The sequence below is a fragment of the Lentzea guizhouensis genome (assembly GCF_001701025.1).
GTDB classification, from domain to species: domain Bacteria; phylum Actinomycetota; class Actinomycetes; order Mycobacteriales; family Pseudonocardiaceae; genus Lentzea; species Lentzea guizhouensis.
Window position 1 is genome coordinate 1,438,691 of the sequence record NZ_CP016793.1, and the last position, 15,737, is coordinate 1,454,427.

Annotated in this window: 20 protein-coding genes and 2 pseudogenes; 17 read left to right on the forward strand and 5 right to left on the reverse strand. The window is 68.7% G+C overall.

The features are described from left to right. The first annotated feature begins 92 nt into the window (after positions 1–92). The 14 genes and pseudogenes from BBK82_RS49885 to BBK82_RS07385 all read left to right on the forward strand — a co-directional run bounded on the left by BBK82_RS49885 (position 93) and on the right by BBK82_RS07385 (position 8,312). On the forward strand, positions 93–236 hold the full coding sequence (locus tag BBK82_RS49885; protein WP_154697138.1) for a hypothetical protein: 144 nt from the start codon (positions 93–95) through the stop codon (positions 234–236). A gap of 176 nt (positions 237–412) precedes the next feature. Next, a complete protein-coding gene (locus BBK82_RS07330) occupies positions 413–652 on the forward strand; it encodes a hypothetical protein (protein ID WP_065914327.1) in 240 nt (79 codons plus the stop codon). Positions 653–760: 108 nt separating this feature from the next. Next, positions 761–1,051 carry a hypothetical protein gene (locus BBK82_RS07335; RefSeq protein WP_154697139.1) on the forward strand — a complete coding sequence of 97 codons (291 nt, stop codon included), beginning with the start codon at positions 761–763 and terminating at the stop codon, positions 1,049–1,051. 142 nt (positions 1,052–1,193) lie between these two features. After that, complete coding sequence (locus BBK82_RS07340) at positions 1,194–1,568, forward strand: antibiotic biosynthesis monooxygenase family protein (protein WP_065914329.1); 375 nt, start codon at positions 1,194–1,196, stop codon at positions 1,566–1,568. Continuing rightward, entirely contained in the window at positions 1,565–2,173 is a 609-nt protein-coding gene (locus tag BBK82_RS07345) for a SchA/CurD-like domain-containing protein (protein ID WP_065914330.1), read from the forward strand. Before BBK82_RS07340 ends, BBK82_RS07345 begins: the two co-directional genes overlap by 4 nt. Then, a complete protein-coding gene (locus BBK82_RS07350) occupies positions 2,170–2,559 on the forward strand; it encodes a cupin domain-containing protein (protein ID WP_065914331.1) in 390 nt (129 codons plus the stop codon). The genes BBK82_RS07345 and BBK82_RS07350 overlap by 4 nt, the downstream gene beginning before the upstream one ends. Beyond that, a complete protein-coding gene (locus BBK82_RS07355; protein ID WP_065914332.1) occupies positions 2,556–3,812 on the forward strand; it encodes a beta-ketoacyl-[acyl-carrier-protein] synthase family protein in 1,257 nt (418 codons plus the stop codon). The genes BBK82_RS07350 and BBK82_RS07355 overlap by 4 nt, the downstream gene beginning before the upstream one ends. Positions 3,813–3,871: 59 nt before the next feature. Further along, a pseudogene (locus tag BBK82_RS56190) lies at positions 3,872–4,504 on the forward strand (beta-ketoacyl synthase N-terminal-like domain-containing protein); the annotation flags it as partial. After that, on the forward strand, positions 4,432–5,079 hold the full coding sequence (locus BBK82_RS56195; protein WP_335618113.1) for a beta-ketoacyl-[acyl-carrier-protein] synthase family protein: 648 nt from the start codon (positions 4,432–4,434) through the stop codon (positions 5,077–5,079). The pseudogene BBK82_RS56190 and the gene BBK82_RS56195, both read left to right, overlap by 73 nt. A 1-nt stretch (position 5,080) precedes the next feature. Next, a complete protein-coding gene (locus BBK82_RS07365) occupies positions 5,081–5,323 on the forward strand; it encodes an acyl carrier protein (RefSeq protein WP_065914333.1) in 243 nt (80 codons plus the stop codon). Positions 5,324–5,325: 2 nt separating this feature from the next. Next, positions 5,326–5,784 (forward strand): SRPBCC family protein, encoded by a 459-nt coding sequence (locus BBK82_RS07370; RefSeq protein ID WP_065914334.1) that lies wholly within the window; start codon positions 5,326–5,328, stop codon positions 5,782–5,784. Next, positions 5,769–6,098: a TcmI family type II polyketide cyclase gene (locus tag BBK82_RS07375; RefSeq protein WP_065914335.1), complete on the forward strand. Its 330-nt coding sequence runs from the start codon at positions 5,769–5,771 to the stop codon at positions 6,096–6,098. Before BBK82_RS07370 ends, BBK82_RS07375 begins: the two co-directional genes overlap by 16 nt. Further along, the gene (locus BBK82_RS07380) at positions 6,091–7,644 is read left to right on the forward strand and encodes an FAD-dependent monooxygenase (RefSeq protein ID WP_065914336.1); all 1,554 of its coding nucleotides are present in this window, start codon (positions 6,091–6,093) and stop codon (positions 7,642–7,644) included. The genes BBK82_RS07375 and BBK82_RS07380 overlap by 8 nt, the downstream gene beginning before the upstream one ends. Next, on the forward strand, positions 7,641–8,312 hold the full coding sequence (locus tag BBK82_RS07385) for a SchA/CurD-like domain-containing protein (protein ID WP_065914337.1): 672 nt from the start codon (positions 7,641–7,643) through the stop codon (positions 8,310–8,312). Before BBK82_RS07380 ends, BBK82_RS07385 begins: the two co-directional genes overlap by 4 nt. Here the strand turns inward: BBK82_RS07385 and BBK82_RS07390 are convergent. Further along, positions 8,214–9,167: an SAM-dependent methyltransferase gene (locus BBK82_RS07390; protein ID WP_335618055.1), complete on the reverse strand. Its 954-nt coding sequence runs from the start codon at positions 9,165–9,167 to the stop codon at positions 8,214–8,216. The two genes, BBK82_RS07385 and BBK82_RS07390, sit on opposite strands and share 99 nt — an antisense overlap. A 627-nt stretch (positions 9,168–9,794) precedes the next feature. After that, positions 9,795–10,292 carry a hypothetical protein gene (locus tag BBK82_RS49890; protein ID WP_154697140.1) on the reverse strand — a complete coding sequence of 166 codons (498 nt, stop codon included), beginning with the start codon at positions 10,290–10,292 and terminating at the stop codon, positions 9,795–9,797. Between the two features lie 1,172 nt (positions 10,293–11,464). Between BBK82_RS49890 and BBK82_RS07395 the strand changes: the two genes are divergently transcribed. After that, entirely contained in the window at positions 11,465–11,650 is a 186-nt protein-coding gene (locus tag BBK82_RS07395; protein WP_065914339.1) for a hypothetical protein, read from the forward strand. A 110-nt stretch (positions 11,651–11,760) separates the two neighbouring features. Next, positions 11,761–11,889 carry a hypothetical protein gene (locus BBK82_RS55730; protein ID WP_257785439.1) on the forward strand — a complete coding sequence of 43 codons (129 nt, stop codon included), beginning with the start codon at positions 11,761–11,763 and terminating at the stop codon, positions 11,887–11,889. Between the two features lie 9 nt (positions 11,890–11,898). On the opposite strand, the gene BBK82_RS07400 is transcribed toward BBK82_RS55730, so the two are convergent. Beyond that, complete coding sequence (locus tag BBK82_RS07400) at positions 11,899–13,116, reverse strand: IS110 family RNA-guided transposase (RefSeq protein ID WP_065920881.1); 1,218 nt, start codon at positions 13,114–13,116, stop codon at positions 11,899–11,901. A 520-nt stretch (positions 13,117–13,636) separates the two neighbouring features. Here BBK82_RS07400 and BBK82_RS07405 point away from each other — a divergent pair. Then, a pseudogene (locus BBK82_RS07405) lies at positions 13,637–13,891 on the forward strand (SAM-dependent methyltransferase); the annotation flags it as partial. A 246-nt stretch (positions 13,892–14,137) separates the two neighbouring features. Here the strand turns inward: BBK82_RS07405 and BBK82_RS56640 are convergent. Continuing rightward, positions 14,138–14,614, reverse strand: coding sequence for a potassium channel family protein (locus tag BBK82_RS56640; RefSeq protein WP_418287484.1), 477 nt, complete (start codon positions 14,612–14,614; stop codon positions 14,138–14,140). Positions 14,615–15,135: 521 nt separating this feature from the next. Next, positions 15,136–15,582, reverse strand: coding sequence for a hypothetical protein (locus BBK82_RS07415; RefSeq protein ID WP_154697141.1), 447 nt, complete (start codon positions 15,580–15,582; stop codon positions 15,136–15,138). Positions 15,583–15,737 lie beyond the last annotated feature (155 nt).

Here is a 15,737-nt window from a genome sequence, read left to right on the forward strand (position 1 = left end):
AAACGGCGGGTCCAGTCCGTCACGATAGGACGGTTGTGAACACATGCAAGGGCGCGCCGCGGCGCGCAGGTGGGCCCGAGCGGGTGTTGACCATGGTGTTCCTGCTGGTCGCGGCGGTGGATGCCGTGCTTGCGGTGGTGGACGCGATGGTGTGGCCAGTGGTGGCTTCAGTCGCGGCGACGGTGTGCGCGATGTGGTTGGAGCGGCGGTCAGGACGATCACGATACGGCTGGTAGATCAAACCAGCACGGTCTGCCCGGTTCGATTGCTGGCACACCGATGCCGGTGCTTCGCGGTGGTCTCACACCACACACATGGAGCGAACCTGGAGCGGTGCATAGTTCGGAACGTGGCTTAACTGCGCCGGACCTGGCTGTGTGGAGGCCGCGTCCGACCCGGAGGCAGGGCGTCGGTGTTCCGGCAGCGGGCGTTCCGCCTCAGCCACCACGTCTACACCGGTGAGACGAAGGGGCGGGCGAGATCGCCGCAGGTGCCGATTCGCGGGGCATCCATTGCCGTCGGCGGCTGCATCACCGGGCGGTGGATTCGGTACTCGATCGGGCAGTGGGATGCGGTGGCGGTCTACACGCCGCGCACGCCGCGAGAGGCTTCCTCCCTCGGACGGGCGGCATTGCGCTCGATCGAGGGTTGAGCGAGCCGGATCGGCTTGTCGGACGCATCCTGAGGTACTCGGTGGCGACCAACCCCTAGCCGGACATGGCAAAGCGCCGTGTTCGTTTGCTCTAGAGAGGACGATCCGATGTCTCGTTTGTCTCGTGTGGCCGGTCTGATCGGCATGGGGCTCACCGCTGCGGCTTTGTTCTCGTTCACGGGGCCGCCGGCTCAAGCCGATCCCGGGATCTGCATCGACCACGTGATGGAGAACGGGTACCAGGCGACCGGCAACGTGCTCAAGGCGTGCAAGATCGCGAAGACCGGCAATGCGGACGACGTCAAGAAGTGTCGCCGGATGCTGTACGACGAGGGTGTGCGGCGCGTGGTGGCTTTGCACGCCTGCAGGATCGCCTCCTACCCGGAACAGTCCTCCTGAGCGAAAGCCGGGGTTTTGTCCTCTCGATCGGGTGGATGTTCGGTCTGTCGGCCGCCCCGACTTGCCGGCGGACGTGGGCAGATCAACGCTCAGTCACTACGAGGTTGTCTGTTCATCCTGTGTAGACCCCGGAGGAGACGAGATGGCGTCGGTTGCGGAGCACCACGAGTCCAAGCCTGGCCGGCTGCGAGTGATCTTCCGCCTGCGCGTGCCGGTCGCGGATCAGGACCGCTTCCTCGACGCCTACCGGGGGATCAGGCACCAGGTGTCGCAAGTGGAGGGTTACCTCGGTGACCAGCTGTGCCAGTCAGAGGCTGATCCCGAGGACTGGGTGATCACCAGCGAGTGGGCGAGCGCGGCGCACTTCCACGCGTGGGAGCGAGGCGCCGAGCACCGGCAGCTTGCGGCCCCGCTGGTCGCGTGCGCGACGGCGCGGGAGTCCCTGCGGTACCACGTCCGGCTGACCACCGCGCCGGGCGCCGAAGCCGATCGACAATTGCTGGAGGCGAAGTCGTGAACCGCTACGCGTTGACCTTTCCGGTGCGGCCGGGGTCGGAGGCGGCTGTCGCCGAGATCCTGGCCGGCTACGCCGGTCCCCCGCCCGGCCGGCCGCAGGCCGCGCGCCCACTGCTGGACCGCACGTCCGTCTTCATGGTCGGACCGGTGGTGGTGCGGGTCGTGGACATCACCTGCCCGCCAGAGGTGGCGATCCGGCACCTGGCCTCGCAGCCGCAGATCCAGGCCGTGGAGCAGCGGTTGCGGCCGCACCTGGTGCAGGACCGCGACCTGTCCGACGACGACGGCCGGCGGCGATTCCTGGCCGGCTCGGTGATGCGGGTGGTCGCCTCCCGCAACGGCCACCCCGGCCACCTGCCCCGCGCGGCGGCGTTCTACCAGGCGCTGCCAGGACAGGCGGGCGAGGTGGCCCGGCTGCTCGCCGCCGACGACTCGGGTTCCGGCTGCGGCACAACGGTTTTCCGGCGCAGGGACACGGTCGTGCACCTGGTGGAGTCCTCGGAGCGCACGACCGCCGTGCCGCTCGCGGACAGGCTGGTGCCGCTGGTGCGCATGGCGTGCCCGATGACGCTGGTGACCGACCGAGTGGTGGGGGCGGTGGCATGACCGGCCAGCTCCACCGCGCGATGAGCTCGGACGACGTCGCGCTCAACACCCGCCGCGGTGGCGACATACGCGTCCTGCTCGGTCCGGCGACGGTCGGCGCCACCTCAGGGCTGCTGGGTGTAGTGCTGGTCGGGCCGGGCGAACAGGTGAACGAGCACTACCACCCGTACTCCGAGGAGTTCCTCTACGTCGTGGAGGGTTCGGTGGTGCTGGACCTGGACGACGTGCCGCACGAGGTGGGCGCGGACCAGGCGATCCTGGTGCCGATCGGGGTGCGGCACCGCCTGCGCAACACCGGGCCGTCACCGGCGCGCGTGCTGTTCCAGCTGTCCCCGTTGGCGCCCCGGCCGGACCTGGGGCACGTGGACACGGAGCAGACGTCGTGACGCGCCGGGTGGCGATCACCGGCCTGGGGGTGGTGGCTCCGGGCGGCATCGGGACGAAGGCCTTCTGGGAGCTGATCACCTCCGGGTGCACCGCCACCCGGCCGATCACCCTGTTCGACCCGGACGGGTTCCGGTCGAGGATCGCCGCCGAGTGCGACCTCGACCCGCGGCACGCGGGCCTGACCACTGCGGAGATCACCCGGATGGATCGCTACGTCCAGTTCGCCGCCGTCGCTGCCGACGAGGCGTGGCGGCAGGCGCAGGTGACCGTCACGGACCCGTGGCGGCTGGGTGTCTGCATGGGCTCCGCCGTGGGCGGCACGACGCTTCTGGAACAGGACTACGTGGCCACCTCGCGGCGCGGGCAGCAGTGGGTGGTCGACGCCGGCGCGGCCTCGTCGTTCCTGCACTGCGCCCTGTCCCCCGCCACGCTGGCCGCGGAGGTCGCCGACCGGGTCGGCGCCTGCGGGCCGGTGCGGACGGTGTCCTCCGGGTGCACGGCCGGGCTGGACGCGGTGGGCCATGGCGCCCGCCTCATCGAGGACGGCCAGGCCGACGTGGTGGTGGCGGGGGCTTCGGAGTCACCGATCTCGCCGATCACGGTGGCCTGCTTCGACGCGATCCGCGCGACCTCAGCGCGCAACGACGACCCCGCACACGCGGCTCGCCCGTTCGACCGCGACCGGGACGGGTTCGTGCTCGGGGAGGGCGCGGCCGTGCTGGTGCTGGAGGAGCTCGACCACGCCCGTCGCCGGGGCGCGGAGGTGCTGGCTCAGGCCGCGGGCTTCGCCACCCGCAGCAACGCCCACCACATGACCGGCCTGACGACGGAGGGCGTCGAAATGGCCGAGGCCGCGCGGCGCGCGCTGGACCACGCCGGGGTGGCGTCGGCGGAGATCGGCTACGTCAACGCGCACGGCTCGGGCACCCGGCAGAACGACCGGCACGAGACCGCCGCGTTCCACCGGCTGCTGGGTGAGCGCGCGCACCAGGTGCCGGTCAGTTCGATCAAGTCGATGATCGGCCACTCGCTGGGCGCGATCGGCTCCATCGAACTGGCCGCCTGTGCGTTGGCCCTCGTCCACGGCGTGGTCCCGCCGACCGCCAACCTGGACACGCCGGACCCCGAGTGCGACCTGGACTACGTGCCGCACACCGCACGGGAACGCCTGCTGGACGTGGTGCTGTCGGTCGGCAGCGGCTTCGGCGGGTTCCAGTCCGCAGTGGTGCTGACGAGAGCGGAGCGGCCGTGAGCCGCGCCGTCGTGAGCCCCGCGCCCACCGGTTCCGCGCCCGTCGTGACCGGTCTCGGCGTGATCGCCCCGAGCGGTCTCGGGGTCGACGAGTTCTGGCCCGCCGTGCGCGACGGGCACTTGGCGCTGGCGCCGCTCGAGCGGTTCGAGCCCAACCCCTATCCGGTCACCGTGGCGGGCGAGGTGACCGGGTTCGGACCGGACGGATGGGTCGAACCGCGGATCACCGTGCAGACCGACCGGTTCACCCACTTCGCCCTCGCCGCGGCCGACCTGGCGCTGCGCGACGCTGAGCTGGACCCGGCCGCCGTGGAGCCCTTCGAGTTCGGCGTGATGACGGCCAGCTACAGCGGCGGTGTGGAGTTCGGCCAGCGGGAGATCGAACGGCTGTGGCGGCACGGACCCGAACACGTGGGCCCCTACCAGTCGATCGCCTGGTTCTACGCCGCGTGCTCCGGCCAGATCTCCATCGGCAACGGCCTGCGCGGCCCGTCCGGAGTGCTGGTCGCCGACGAGGCGGGCGGCCTGGACGTCCTCGCCGCCGCCGGAGGTGAGCTGCGACGAGGCGCACGGGCCATGCTCGTCGGCGGCGCGGAAGCCCCGTTCTGCCCGTACGCGATGTGCTGCCAGCTCGGATTGGGGCTGCTCAGCACCTCCGGCGACCCTGCCACGGCCTACCAGCCGTTCACCGAGCGGGCCGACGGGTTCGCGCCGGCCGAGGGCGGCGCCATGCTCGTCGTGGAGCACGCCGACGCCGCGCACCGCCGGGGCGCCGCCGTGAAAGCAATGGTGGCGGGGCACTGCGCGACCTACACCGGTCGGCGGCGGTTCGACCGGTCGGCGCAGGGACTGCTGCGAGCCGCCGCGGGCGCGCTGGCCGAGGCCGGTCTGACCCCGACGACGTGGACGCGGTGTTCCTCGACGCGATGGCCGACCCGCGTGCCGACGCCGCCGAAGCCGAGGCGTTGCGCCTGCTGCTGGGCGAGCGCGCGAGCCGAGTGCCGGTGACCGCGCCCAAAGCCGGGTACGGGCGCTGCTACGCCGCCGCGGCCGTGCTCGACGTCGCCACCGCGGTGCTGGCCCTCGAACACGGTCTGGTGCCGCCCACCCCGGGCGTGCGCGAGTGCCGGTTCGACCTCGACCTGGTCACCGGCGTCGCCCGCCCGGTCGACCTGCGCACCGTCCTGGTGCTGTCCCGCGGTGTGTACGGCGGGAATTCGGCGCTCGTGCTGCGCCACCCGGAATCACCGACCAGCGGAGGTATCTGACGTGGACACCCGACTTTCCCCCGACGACCTGGCAGCGCTGATCAGCCGCTGCACCGGGGTTCCCGTGACCGGCGAGCAGGTCACCGACCCCGACCGCACCTTCGACGACCTCGGCGTGGACTCCCTCGGTCTGATGGGCGTGCTGGCCGAGCTGCAACGCGACCACGGCGTGTCCAGGGACGTCGAACTGCGACCGCACCAGTCACCGCCCGAACTGCTGGCCCTGCTGCCAGGGAGGGCCTGAGGATGAGCGGGCACACCGAGAACGAGATCGTCATCGACGCGCCGATGGAGCTGGTGTGGGAACGCACCAACGACGTCGAGCGCTGGCCGGAGCTGTTCAGCGAGTACGCCTCGGTCGAGGTGCTCGAACGCGACGGCGACCGCGTGCTGTTCCGCCTCACGATGCACCCGGACGCGGCCGGCAAGGTGTGGAGCTGGGTGTCCGAACGCGTCGCGGACCGGGCCACCGGAACGGTCACCGCCCGACGCGTCGAGACGGGGCCGTTCGAGCGGATGCACATCCGCTGGACCTACGAGCAACTCGACACGGGCGTGCGCATGCGCTGGGTGCAGGACTTCGCGATGAAACCCGACGCCCCCGTGGACGACGCCGCCATGACCAAGCGCATCAACGACAACAGCCGCGTCCAGATGGCGCTCATCAAGCGGAAGGTCGAGGAGGTCGCGTGCACCGCACCCTGATCGTCGCCCGCATGGTCCCCGAGTCCGCCGACGAGGTCGCCGCCGTGTTCGCCAACTCCGACCGCCACTCCGGCCTGCCCACCGCGCTCGGCGTGCGGGCACGCAGCCTGTTCCGGTTCGGCCGGCTCTACCTGCACCTGGTGGAGAGCGACCGCCCGTTGGCCGAGGCGGTGGCCTCGCACCGTGACGACCCCCGGTTCCGGCGGATCAGCCAGGACCTGAGCCCGTTCGTCTCCGCCTACGACCCCGACACATGGCGCGAGCCCAAGGACGCGATGGCGCAGGAGTTCTACCGCTGGGAGCGCCATGTCTGAGATCCCGGTGCTGATCGCGGGCGGGGGCGTGGCCGGCCTGTCCGCCGCCGTGTTCCTCGCCCGGTACGGCGTGCCGACCCTGCTGGTGGAGCGCCACCCCGAACCGTCGACCGACCCCAGGGCCCGCGCGCTCAACCCGCGCACCATGGAGCTCTACCGCGCCGTGGGCCTGGAGCAGACCATCGGGCGGGTGCGGTCACCGATCGCCGACCACACCGTCGTCGCCCACGCCGAGTTCCTGGCGGGCCCTGAACTGCTGCGGCTGCCCAACCGCCTCGACACCGGCTCGGACGCGCTGAGCCCCTGCCGGTGGGCCGCGATCGACCAGAACCAGCTCGAACCGCTGCTGCGCGCACACGCCGTCCAGACCGGCGCGGACGTGCGCTACCACCACGAGGTGGTGGCGGTGGACAACGAACCCGACGGCGTTGGCGCGCTGGTGCGCGATCACCGCACCGGGCGGGAAGAGCGTGTGCGTGCCGACTACCTCGTCGTGGCGGACGGCGCGCACAGTCCTGTTCGCCGCATGCTCGACGTCGGGCAGGACGGCTCGGACATCCTGGCGCGCAAGGTCAACATCTACTTCGACGCCGATCTCCGCGAACCGTTGCAGGGACGCAAGATAGTCGCGTTGACCGTGCGCAACCCCGCCGTGCACGGCTTCCTCACGTCCATCGACGGCGCGAAGCGGTGGCGGTTCGCCGTCTCCCTGCGGCCGGGTGACGACGTCGCCGACTTCACCGAGGAGCGGTGCGTACACCTGCTGCGCACGGCCATCGGCATGGACGACCTGCCGATCGTGATCGACCGCGTGTCCGAGACCCCGTGGGAGATCTCCGGCCAGGTCGCCCACCGCATGCGCGTCGGCCGGGCGTTCGTCGCCGGCGACGCCGCCCACGTCATGCCACCCGTGGGCACCTTCGGCGTGGCCACCGCTGTCCAGGACGTCTTCAACCTGGCGTGGAAGATCGCCCTGCACCACCGCGGCGTGGCCGGTTCAGGCCTGCTGGACACCTACGAGACCGAACGCCTCCCCGTGGCCCGGCACACCACCGCGCTGACCGTCGAGCGGTACGGTCTGGTCAACGGCAAGCCAGGCGACGCACGCGACAGCGCCATCCGCCAGCGGGCGACGATGTTCGGCTACACCTACCCCGAAGGCGCCTTCGTCCCGGACGGCACCCCCGCTCCCGGTCCGGTGGAAGACCCCGACCACCCCACCGCCGCACCGGGCTGCCGAGCACCTCACCTCACCTTGGAGCACAACGGAACCGCACTGTCCCCTGTCGACCTGATGGGGCGCGGCCTGGTGCTCGTCGCCGGCCCGGACTGGCAGCAGACCGCAGACCTCTCGGACGCCTGTGTCGAGCAGCACCGCATCGGCGACACCCTGCACGACCCCACCGGCGACTTCACCCGCCGCTACGGCATCAACGACGACGGCGCCGTCCTGATCCGCCCGGACGGGTTCATCGCGTGGCGCAGCCCGGCCACTCCCCATCCCGATGTCCTGCCGACCGTGGTCGACCAGGTGCTGTTCCGATGAACGAGCGGTCTCCCGGTGGCCACTGTGGTGGCTTCCCGGCGGTCACGACGACCGGCGGCCGAACCGTCGACCGCTATGCGTTGACGTTCCCGGTGCGAGCCGGATCGGAGGCGAAGGCAGCCGACATCCTCTTCAGGTGCGCACACCTTCCGGTGTGCAGGCCGGAGACGGGGTGGGCGCTGCTGGAGCGCACGTCGGTCTTCATTGCAGGACGTGTCGTGGTACGGGTCGTGGACATCACCTGCCCTCCTTCACAAGCCGTCCGGCACCTGGCGGAACAACCACAGATCCTGGCGGTGGAGCAGCGGCTGCGGCCGCACCTGGTGCACGACTGCGATGTGACCGACGAGGCGAGCCTCCGTCGGTTCCTCGCGACCACCGTGATGCGGGTGGCGTCCGGCAACGGCCGCACGGGTCGCCTGCCGCGCAGGGCCGTCCTGTACGAGTCGCTGCCAGGGCACGCCAGCGAACTGGCCCAGCGGCTCGCCGGCATCACCGTCACCTCCGGTGGAACCACGGTGTTCCGGCGCCGTGATCTGGTGGTGCACCTGACCGAGGCGGACGACGAGTCACCCCCGGTGCCGCTGGTCGGCCTGGTCACGCCGTTCGCGCGGCTGGCACAGCCGATGACTCTGGTCACCGACCGTTCGGTGGGAGCAGTGGCATGACCGCCGACAGCTCTTCCGGCAGACAGCGGCGAGACCGCTGAACCGCTCCGGGTGCTCGTCCACGTCGTCGGGGGAGGCGGGCCGCCACAGCGGCAGAAACACGACGCCGGGCTCCATGATGTCGAATCCCGCAAGCAGGCCAGCGACCTGTGGCTTGGAGCGCATGGTCATCGGGGTTGGTGTGTGGCGGTAGAGATCCTGGTGCGAAGCCGCTTGCTGCGGCTGACCGTCCTGGGTGGCGTGTGAGATGGCCAGCACGCTGCCGGGTGCCATCACCTCGCGGTAGCCCGCAACGATGGCCGCGGGGTCGTCGTTGTCGGACACGAAGTGCAGCACTGCGACCATCATGACCGCCATCGGCTCGTCAAAGTTCAGCAGTGAACGGACTTCGGGGCTGCCCAGCACCGCATCCGGCTTGCGCAGATCCGCCTGCACCGCAGCGGTCAGCTCGTTTCCAGCGAGGATGCTGCGGCTGTAGGCGACGGCGACGGGATCGCTGTCCACGTACACGACCCGCGCGTCAGGAGCTGCGGCCTGGGCGATCTCGTGCACATTGCCCACGGCCGGAATGCCCGAGCCGAGATCGAGGAACTGCCGGATGCCGGCGTCGACGCAGAACCGCACGGCGCGGCGCAGAAACGCCCGGTTCGCCTGCATGATCAACGGCAGATCCGGCCACATCCCCATTGCCCGCTCGGCCATCTCCCGGTCCACCGCGAAGTTATGCGCGCCCCCGAGATAGTAGTCGTACACTCTGGCCGCGCTGGGCCGAGTAAGATCGACCTCACCCGACTGCGCAGTCGAATCGTCCACCACAACTTCCTCTTCCGGTCGATGCTTGCGAGCTACTCCCACAGCCGCATGCCTGGGCAATCTCGAGACCTCAGAACGAAACGGCTCCGCATCCGGCGCCTCGGCCGCGCCTCGACAGGACCTGACGTTAGCTCAGGCGGCCCGCGACTCCCCGCTCAGACGCACCGCCATGTGAGCCAGCCGCTTAATCTGCAGAGGGATGTTCAGCCAGAGCGGGTGCTCCTGCTGGTTCAAGGTTCCTGCTGCTGAACAGGGCAATGTCGTCAGCCCAGACACAGCGATTCGACGGCGGCCGACAACGTCGCCCGCGCCACTCCTGAGCGTCGCACTGAGGTCGTGACTGTTGTGCAATCGGCGGCCGGCCACGGAAGGCAAGCTCGGCTCATTTTACGGGATCTTGACGCCTGTTGCGTCGGTCCTTACACGAGCAGGACTTGACGGGAAATTGACTCGCGGGATGTGCACGCGCGCCGCCACATGGCTCACGGTCGCGACCCTGCTGCTAGACACCCGCATGATTGCTTCTCGCGGATGCCGCCGAGCCGGTACGTGCGCGGGACGAGCCCCTGAGGACGACGACATCAACTACGGCATGACCGGCCCGGTGTTACAGCTCAGCGGTGATACGCCGCGCCGCAAAATACCCAATTCAGCTAAGCTGTCACGAGCTCATGCCATGGGCAGCGCCCGGAGATACGTTTCAGCTACCGCGTCTGCCGCCTTGCATACTTCCGTTTCCGAAGCATCAGTAGGTCCGGAGTAGCGGACGGAAATAGCGGGATCGCTACTTTTGTCGTCTCCGGCCGCCGGATCGGTGGTGCCCGACAAAGCGACCGAGACAGTGCATGCGTTGACGTGTGATTCATATTGCCGCCGGGCCCGAACCCCACCGACGGTGTCCGATTTACCGAAGCCGAGTCTGGCTTCGCCATGCAGGGAGAGCTGCGGGTCGGCGGCGCCATCTATCGGGATCACCCAGCTGCAGCTGCCCATCCTTTCCAGCGGGCCATCTCTTTTCTCGATCTTGGACACGTTCAGTTGCCGCGCAAGCTGCTCAGCCGGAACCAAGGTGCAGACCTCAGGACCTTTGACCGCCTTCCTGTGGCCGATTGGCCCCTGGTTCTCGGCCGGGGATGCGGAGGAGCCGCAGCCGGCCATCAACACCATTGCGACTACAGCAGATGGCACTTGATATCTCACAGTGTCTCCTCGCCCTCGGCAAAATGGTGTGTGGTTCGGGATCGGTCCAATGGCGCTGTGCAGGATCGGTCCTGCTCGCGTGGACCTTACTACGACAGCAACGAATGTTGTCCGAATTGGACAACCTTGCTCTCCGTCGCATCCAGCCCCGACGCTTCATCCGTACACGCCAGACACCAGCCTGCGAAGCATGTGTGAAGGCAGCTCAGATCGCACGAGATCAAGCAGTATTACCCTTTTTGGTAGCATGAACACTGCCGAACGGTCTAGATCGCTTGGGGCTTTGCTGTTGTCGTGCGGGACGATGATGTCAGGCGAAGGGCTGGGCGATCAGAGATGTCACTCGTGGTGTGCGCAGCGCGGTGCCCTGGTGGCGTGCAGCACGATGTCACCGCAAGTACGAGCAGTGCCGATGTCGGTGGAACCAGGAGGCCTACCGCGTGCGTCGGTATGGCGGGCCGAGCGGACGAGCGTGCACAAGTAAACCGGTCGTTTCGGGATGGAGACGTTGGTGACGCGTACTGGCGACAAGACCGGACTGGCGCGAGACAAGCGGTCTGCGGGCGGAGCGGGTGTGGCTGTGGGTGGGCGGGGTGATGTGGGCGCTGTTCGGGTACGGACTCGCCGATGCCGCCACGTTCCCGGCGGGATCGGCTTATCTGACCGAGGACATGATGCCGATCAACGACGTACCGAAGGGCCTGTGGGCGCTGTTTGTCGGTGCCTTCGCCGGCTTCGTCGTCAGTTTCGCTGTTCAATCGGCGATGGCTCGCCGATGGCGCGGTATGACGTCGGCTGCGATGCCGTTGGCCGTGAACTCCGGTTGTGTCGCGGTGGCATTCGGCCTTAACGCCGCGGCGCTGTGGACCGCTCCACCCCGTGCGGGTGTCTTCGTCGACGCGGCCGGACGGGCTGGATCGACATGGGGAGTGGGGCCGTGGATGGCCTGGACGTCCCGCTACTGGTTTCCCGCAGTCCTCGCGGTCATCGCCGTGCCCGGCCGCTGTCACAGCCTTGCGGGCGGCCCAACGCCACGGCCACCATATGGCCCGGATCGCTCGAGTCCAGTCGGAAGGGATCGAGCGGCTCGGGGTCGTGTCCGACTCTGATCACGACGGCGTCGAGATCGAGGGACTGCCATGGGCAACGGTGACAGTCACATTCCGCGACTCGAAGGCCGCTCGCGCATGGTGAGCCGGTCGGGAACATTCACCTGGACCCTGCTGCCAAGAATCGGTGACCTGGCCACCATCTGGCTCGACCCCGACCATCCTGACGATCCCGACAGCGCTGTCGTGGCGGTGAACACCCGCGTGATGTCGTAGGCCGTCTGCGGCGAAAGCAACTCTGATGATGTGGCACAGCCGCGCGATACCGAGAAATCACAATCTCACGATCAATCGGCATCCAGCACCCTAGACGAATCCTAGACGCGGTGCTCAACAGTGGCGTCACCTGCACGACCGAAATCGCCGACGTCCTCGGCTACGCCAACCACAGCGCTGTGTCGAAGCGACTCGCACAGCTCCGCGGCGCCGTCGAGGCGTACTTCGACGAGTCTTAATGATCCGTGTCAAGCGGCCGTAGGGACTGCTGCTGTGTCGGTGACGGCCGGTGTGAAGGGCCGGTTGTCGCGCAGCAGCGCCCACAGCACGTCGACCAGGCGGCGGGCCAGGGCGATCAGGGCTTGGACGTGATGTTTACCCTCGGTTCGCTTGCGCTGGTAGAACGTCTTCGATGGGCCTTCGCGCATGGTCGAGACGAGGGCGGCCATGTAGAACACCCGGCGCAGGCCCCGGTAATAGCGCCGGGGTTTGCGCCGGTTGCCGCTCACCCGGCCGGAGTCGCGGGGCATCGGGGCCAGGCCGGCGAACGCGGCGAGTTTGTCGGGGCCGCGGAAGGCGGACAGGTCGCCGCCCGTGCCGACCAGGAACTCCGCGCCCAGCACCGGCCCCAGGCCGGGCAGGCTCTCGATGATCGCGGCCTGGGGGTGGGTGCGGAAGGTGTCGCCGATCTGTTTGGTGAGGTCTTTGGCCTCGCGATCCAGGTCGAGCAGTTGCCTGGACAGGCGGGCGATCAGCGGCGCGGTGACGGCCTCGGCGGGCAGGGCGGCGGTCTGTTCCGCTGCGGCGGCCAGGGCCTTGGCGGTCACGGTGTGCGCGGTCCCGGGGCGAACGCCCAGATCGTGCAGGTGGCGGGTCAGGCCGGGTTCACCGGCGTCGCGGACCGCCGCCGGGGTCTGGAAACCGGTCAGCAGGGTCAGCGCGGCGCGGGTGGTGCAGTCCAGCCTTTTCTCCAGGGCGGGAAAGATCGAGGACAGCAGCTCGCGCAGGCGGTTGACGTCACGAACCCAGTCGTTCATCAGATCGGCCCGTCGCGCGGTGAGCACCGCCAGGTCGGTCACTACCTGGTCCGGGACGGACAGTCGGGGCAGGTCGCCGCGCATTCGGGACGTCTCGGCGATGATCCGTGCGTCCTTGGCGTCGGTCTTGCCCTCGCCACCGAAGGCGCCCGCCATGCGGTTGACCGTCTGCCCGGACACGTAGGTCACCGGCTGTCCGGTGGCCAGCAGCAGCATGACCAGCAGCCCGGCCGCGCCCGAGGTCAGGTCCACCGCCCACCGCACCTCGGCAGCGGCTTTGCCCGCCCGCGCGACGAGCTGCTCGATCGCGACCTGGCCGTTGTCGACCCGTTGGGAGAACACGACTTTCCCGGTCTCGTCCACCGCGCTGGCGTGGTGGGCGATCTTGCCCACGTCGATGCCGACCCAGATCCGTTCGCGAACCGCCACGCGGCCCGTCCTCTCGTTCTCGCAGCTCAGGCCCGTGGACGACCTCGCCGGCACCTCCATAAACAGCGACTGTGCGCACAGGTCTTAATCAGAGGCCGAGGCGTCCAGGTCGGCGGGGCGGCCACTCGTCGCGAGCCATCCACCGGCAGAGAACTGATTGTCACACCCCGCCGACCCGGGTATCCGGAACATCGTGTCCCGGACGATCAAGAGCTTATGGAGAACTGACCCTCCCAGCTCGACTCGGCCGCGCCCGGTGGCACCCGTACGAGTGATCATGGCCGAGGTAGAAGGGCTGCTCAGGCGGGGTGTCGCCCCACCAACGCCTTATGAGCGCCCTGGTTCCGCTCTGGTTTGGATCTTCCTATCGCCGGTCTAATCGCCGACACCGATCGACTCGGTCGACTTCAGGCAGCAGCGGACGAACCGCTACCGGTCAGCCTGCCGGAGTCGGCCAGGGTGCGCAGCGAGTCGGCTCGTGATGACGAGCCAGGGCGGGGGGAACGACGCGGTGATGGCGATGCAGGAGGGTGCGCACGAGTGGGGCGCGCCGGTCGATGTCAACGTGTCGTCGCTGTCCCGGATCTATGACCACCTGCTCGGCGGCGGGCACAGTTTTGCCTCGGACCGTGCGGTGGCCGACGCAATCATAGAGTCGGTACCGCGCTACGACATGTTCGTCCGGGAGAGCCGCGCTTTTGTGCGGCGCGCGGTGCCGCACATGCTCACGGCCGGGATCGAGCAGTTCCTCGACCTGGGCGCAGGCTTGGGCGGCGTTCGCCACGTCCACGAACTCGCCCTGGGCGTGTCGCCATCATATGTGCGAGATGATCCCAACGCAGACCATTGAGGGTGTCCGTCTGGGAAGCCCAAGAACTCCAGCACGCGATCATGGGCTACCTGCCCGGCTACGACGCTGGTTGTCGGTGTCCGACAAGGCGACGTGTGCGGCGAGGAACCCGTTTCTTGGAAGAACGGGCCTGGGCAAGACAGGACACGTATGGATGTCGTCAGGAAATCGTTATGTCAGGTCAGCCAGCCTTTCGACGTCCTTGGTCTTCCCGGCGACGATCAGCACGTCGCCTCGGTTGACCACGGTGTCGGCGGTGGCGTGGGTGAAGCCGTCTCCCAGGTGTTTGACGCCGACGACGGTGACGCCGTACTTGGACCGGAGCTTGCTCTGGCCGAGCGGCTGCCCGATCACCTCCTCCGGTGGGAGGGCCTTGATCAAGGCGTAGTCGTCCTCGAACTCGAAGTAGTCCAGCATCCGTCCGGTCACGCGGTGCGCAACGCGCTCGCCCATCTCGTGCTCGGGCAGCACGACGTGATGGGCGCCGATGCGTTCGAGGATGCGGCGGTGCTCGTGGCTGATCGCCTTCGCCCAGATGTCCGGAACTCCGAGGTCGACCAGAACGGCGGTCGTGAGGATGCTGGCTTCGAGGTTGGTGCCGATGCCGACGACAACGCGTTGGAACTCGTCGACACCGAGCTGACGCATGACCTCGGCGTCGGTGCTGTCGGCGACAGCTGCCCCACCTCCAGCAGATCGAAGGTCCTCCCGCAATGATCTGAACGAAGCGGAGCACACGCGAAGTCTCGCCTCCGCCATGCGCGGCCCGCTGGTCGATCTGGGTCGGCGTCGGTGCTGTCGGCGACAGCTGCCCCGCCTCCAGCAGATCGAAGGTCCTCCCGCAATGATCTGAACGAAGCGGAGCACACGCGAAGTCTCGCCTCCGCCATGCGCGGCCCGCTGGTCGATCTGGGTCGGCATCGCCCTCTCCGCCCACTCCCGCGGCGCCTGGGCCCCCCAGCAATGTCGGCATCCTCGCCAGCCTGCCTGCCCCCGCTCGTGGTCGTGGCCCTGGTGGCACTCGACGTGATCACTCCGTCGCTCGCACTCGCGCTTCGGACTCGCCGCCGCCCCGTTGATCGTCGACGGGTTCGGCCAGCGAGTAGTCGCTGCGATGTTCAACCGCGAACGGCTTGTGACAGGAACGCCACCCGATATTCGCGGCGTTGCTACCGACGGCTGGTGCCGAGTTCCTCGCGCATGAGGTCGCGCAGTGTCACCAGCGCCTGGTCGAAGTCGCCGTCTGTTTCCCTGATGACCGGCGATGTCACGGAGTGGTTGAGCAGCAACGAGTACCACCGGCTGGCGGCGGTGAGCACGGCGGTCAGCGGGCCGTCCGCGAGCTTGGGGGCGTGCAGTTCGACGAAGGCGGCGGCTTCCCTCAGCGTGTTCAACCGACCTTCCAGGGCGTCCGGGTCGGCACCCGCACGAGCCGCGCTCTGAAAGGCACGAACGGTCACGAGGAACTTCGCGCAGGCGTCTTCGCGACTTTGCAGCTGGCGTTCATCTCGTTTGGCGTCGCGGTCGATGACGGCGAGTTTGCGCTGGTTGACGCCGCTGACCCATTGGGCGCTCAGCGCGGCAAACAGACTGATCACCGCCACGAGGACGGTCACCCAGATCGGAGTCACGTGATCACGTTAGCGGGTGACGGGTACGGTGAGCGGGAGTTCAGGCGTCCGCGGGAGTGGGGATCTTGTCGTCAAGCCGGTGGCTGAAGGTGCCACTCGGGCCGCATGGTCCCCGATGGCGGACCGTCGGCACCGAGCGC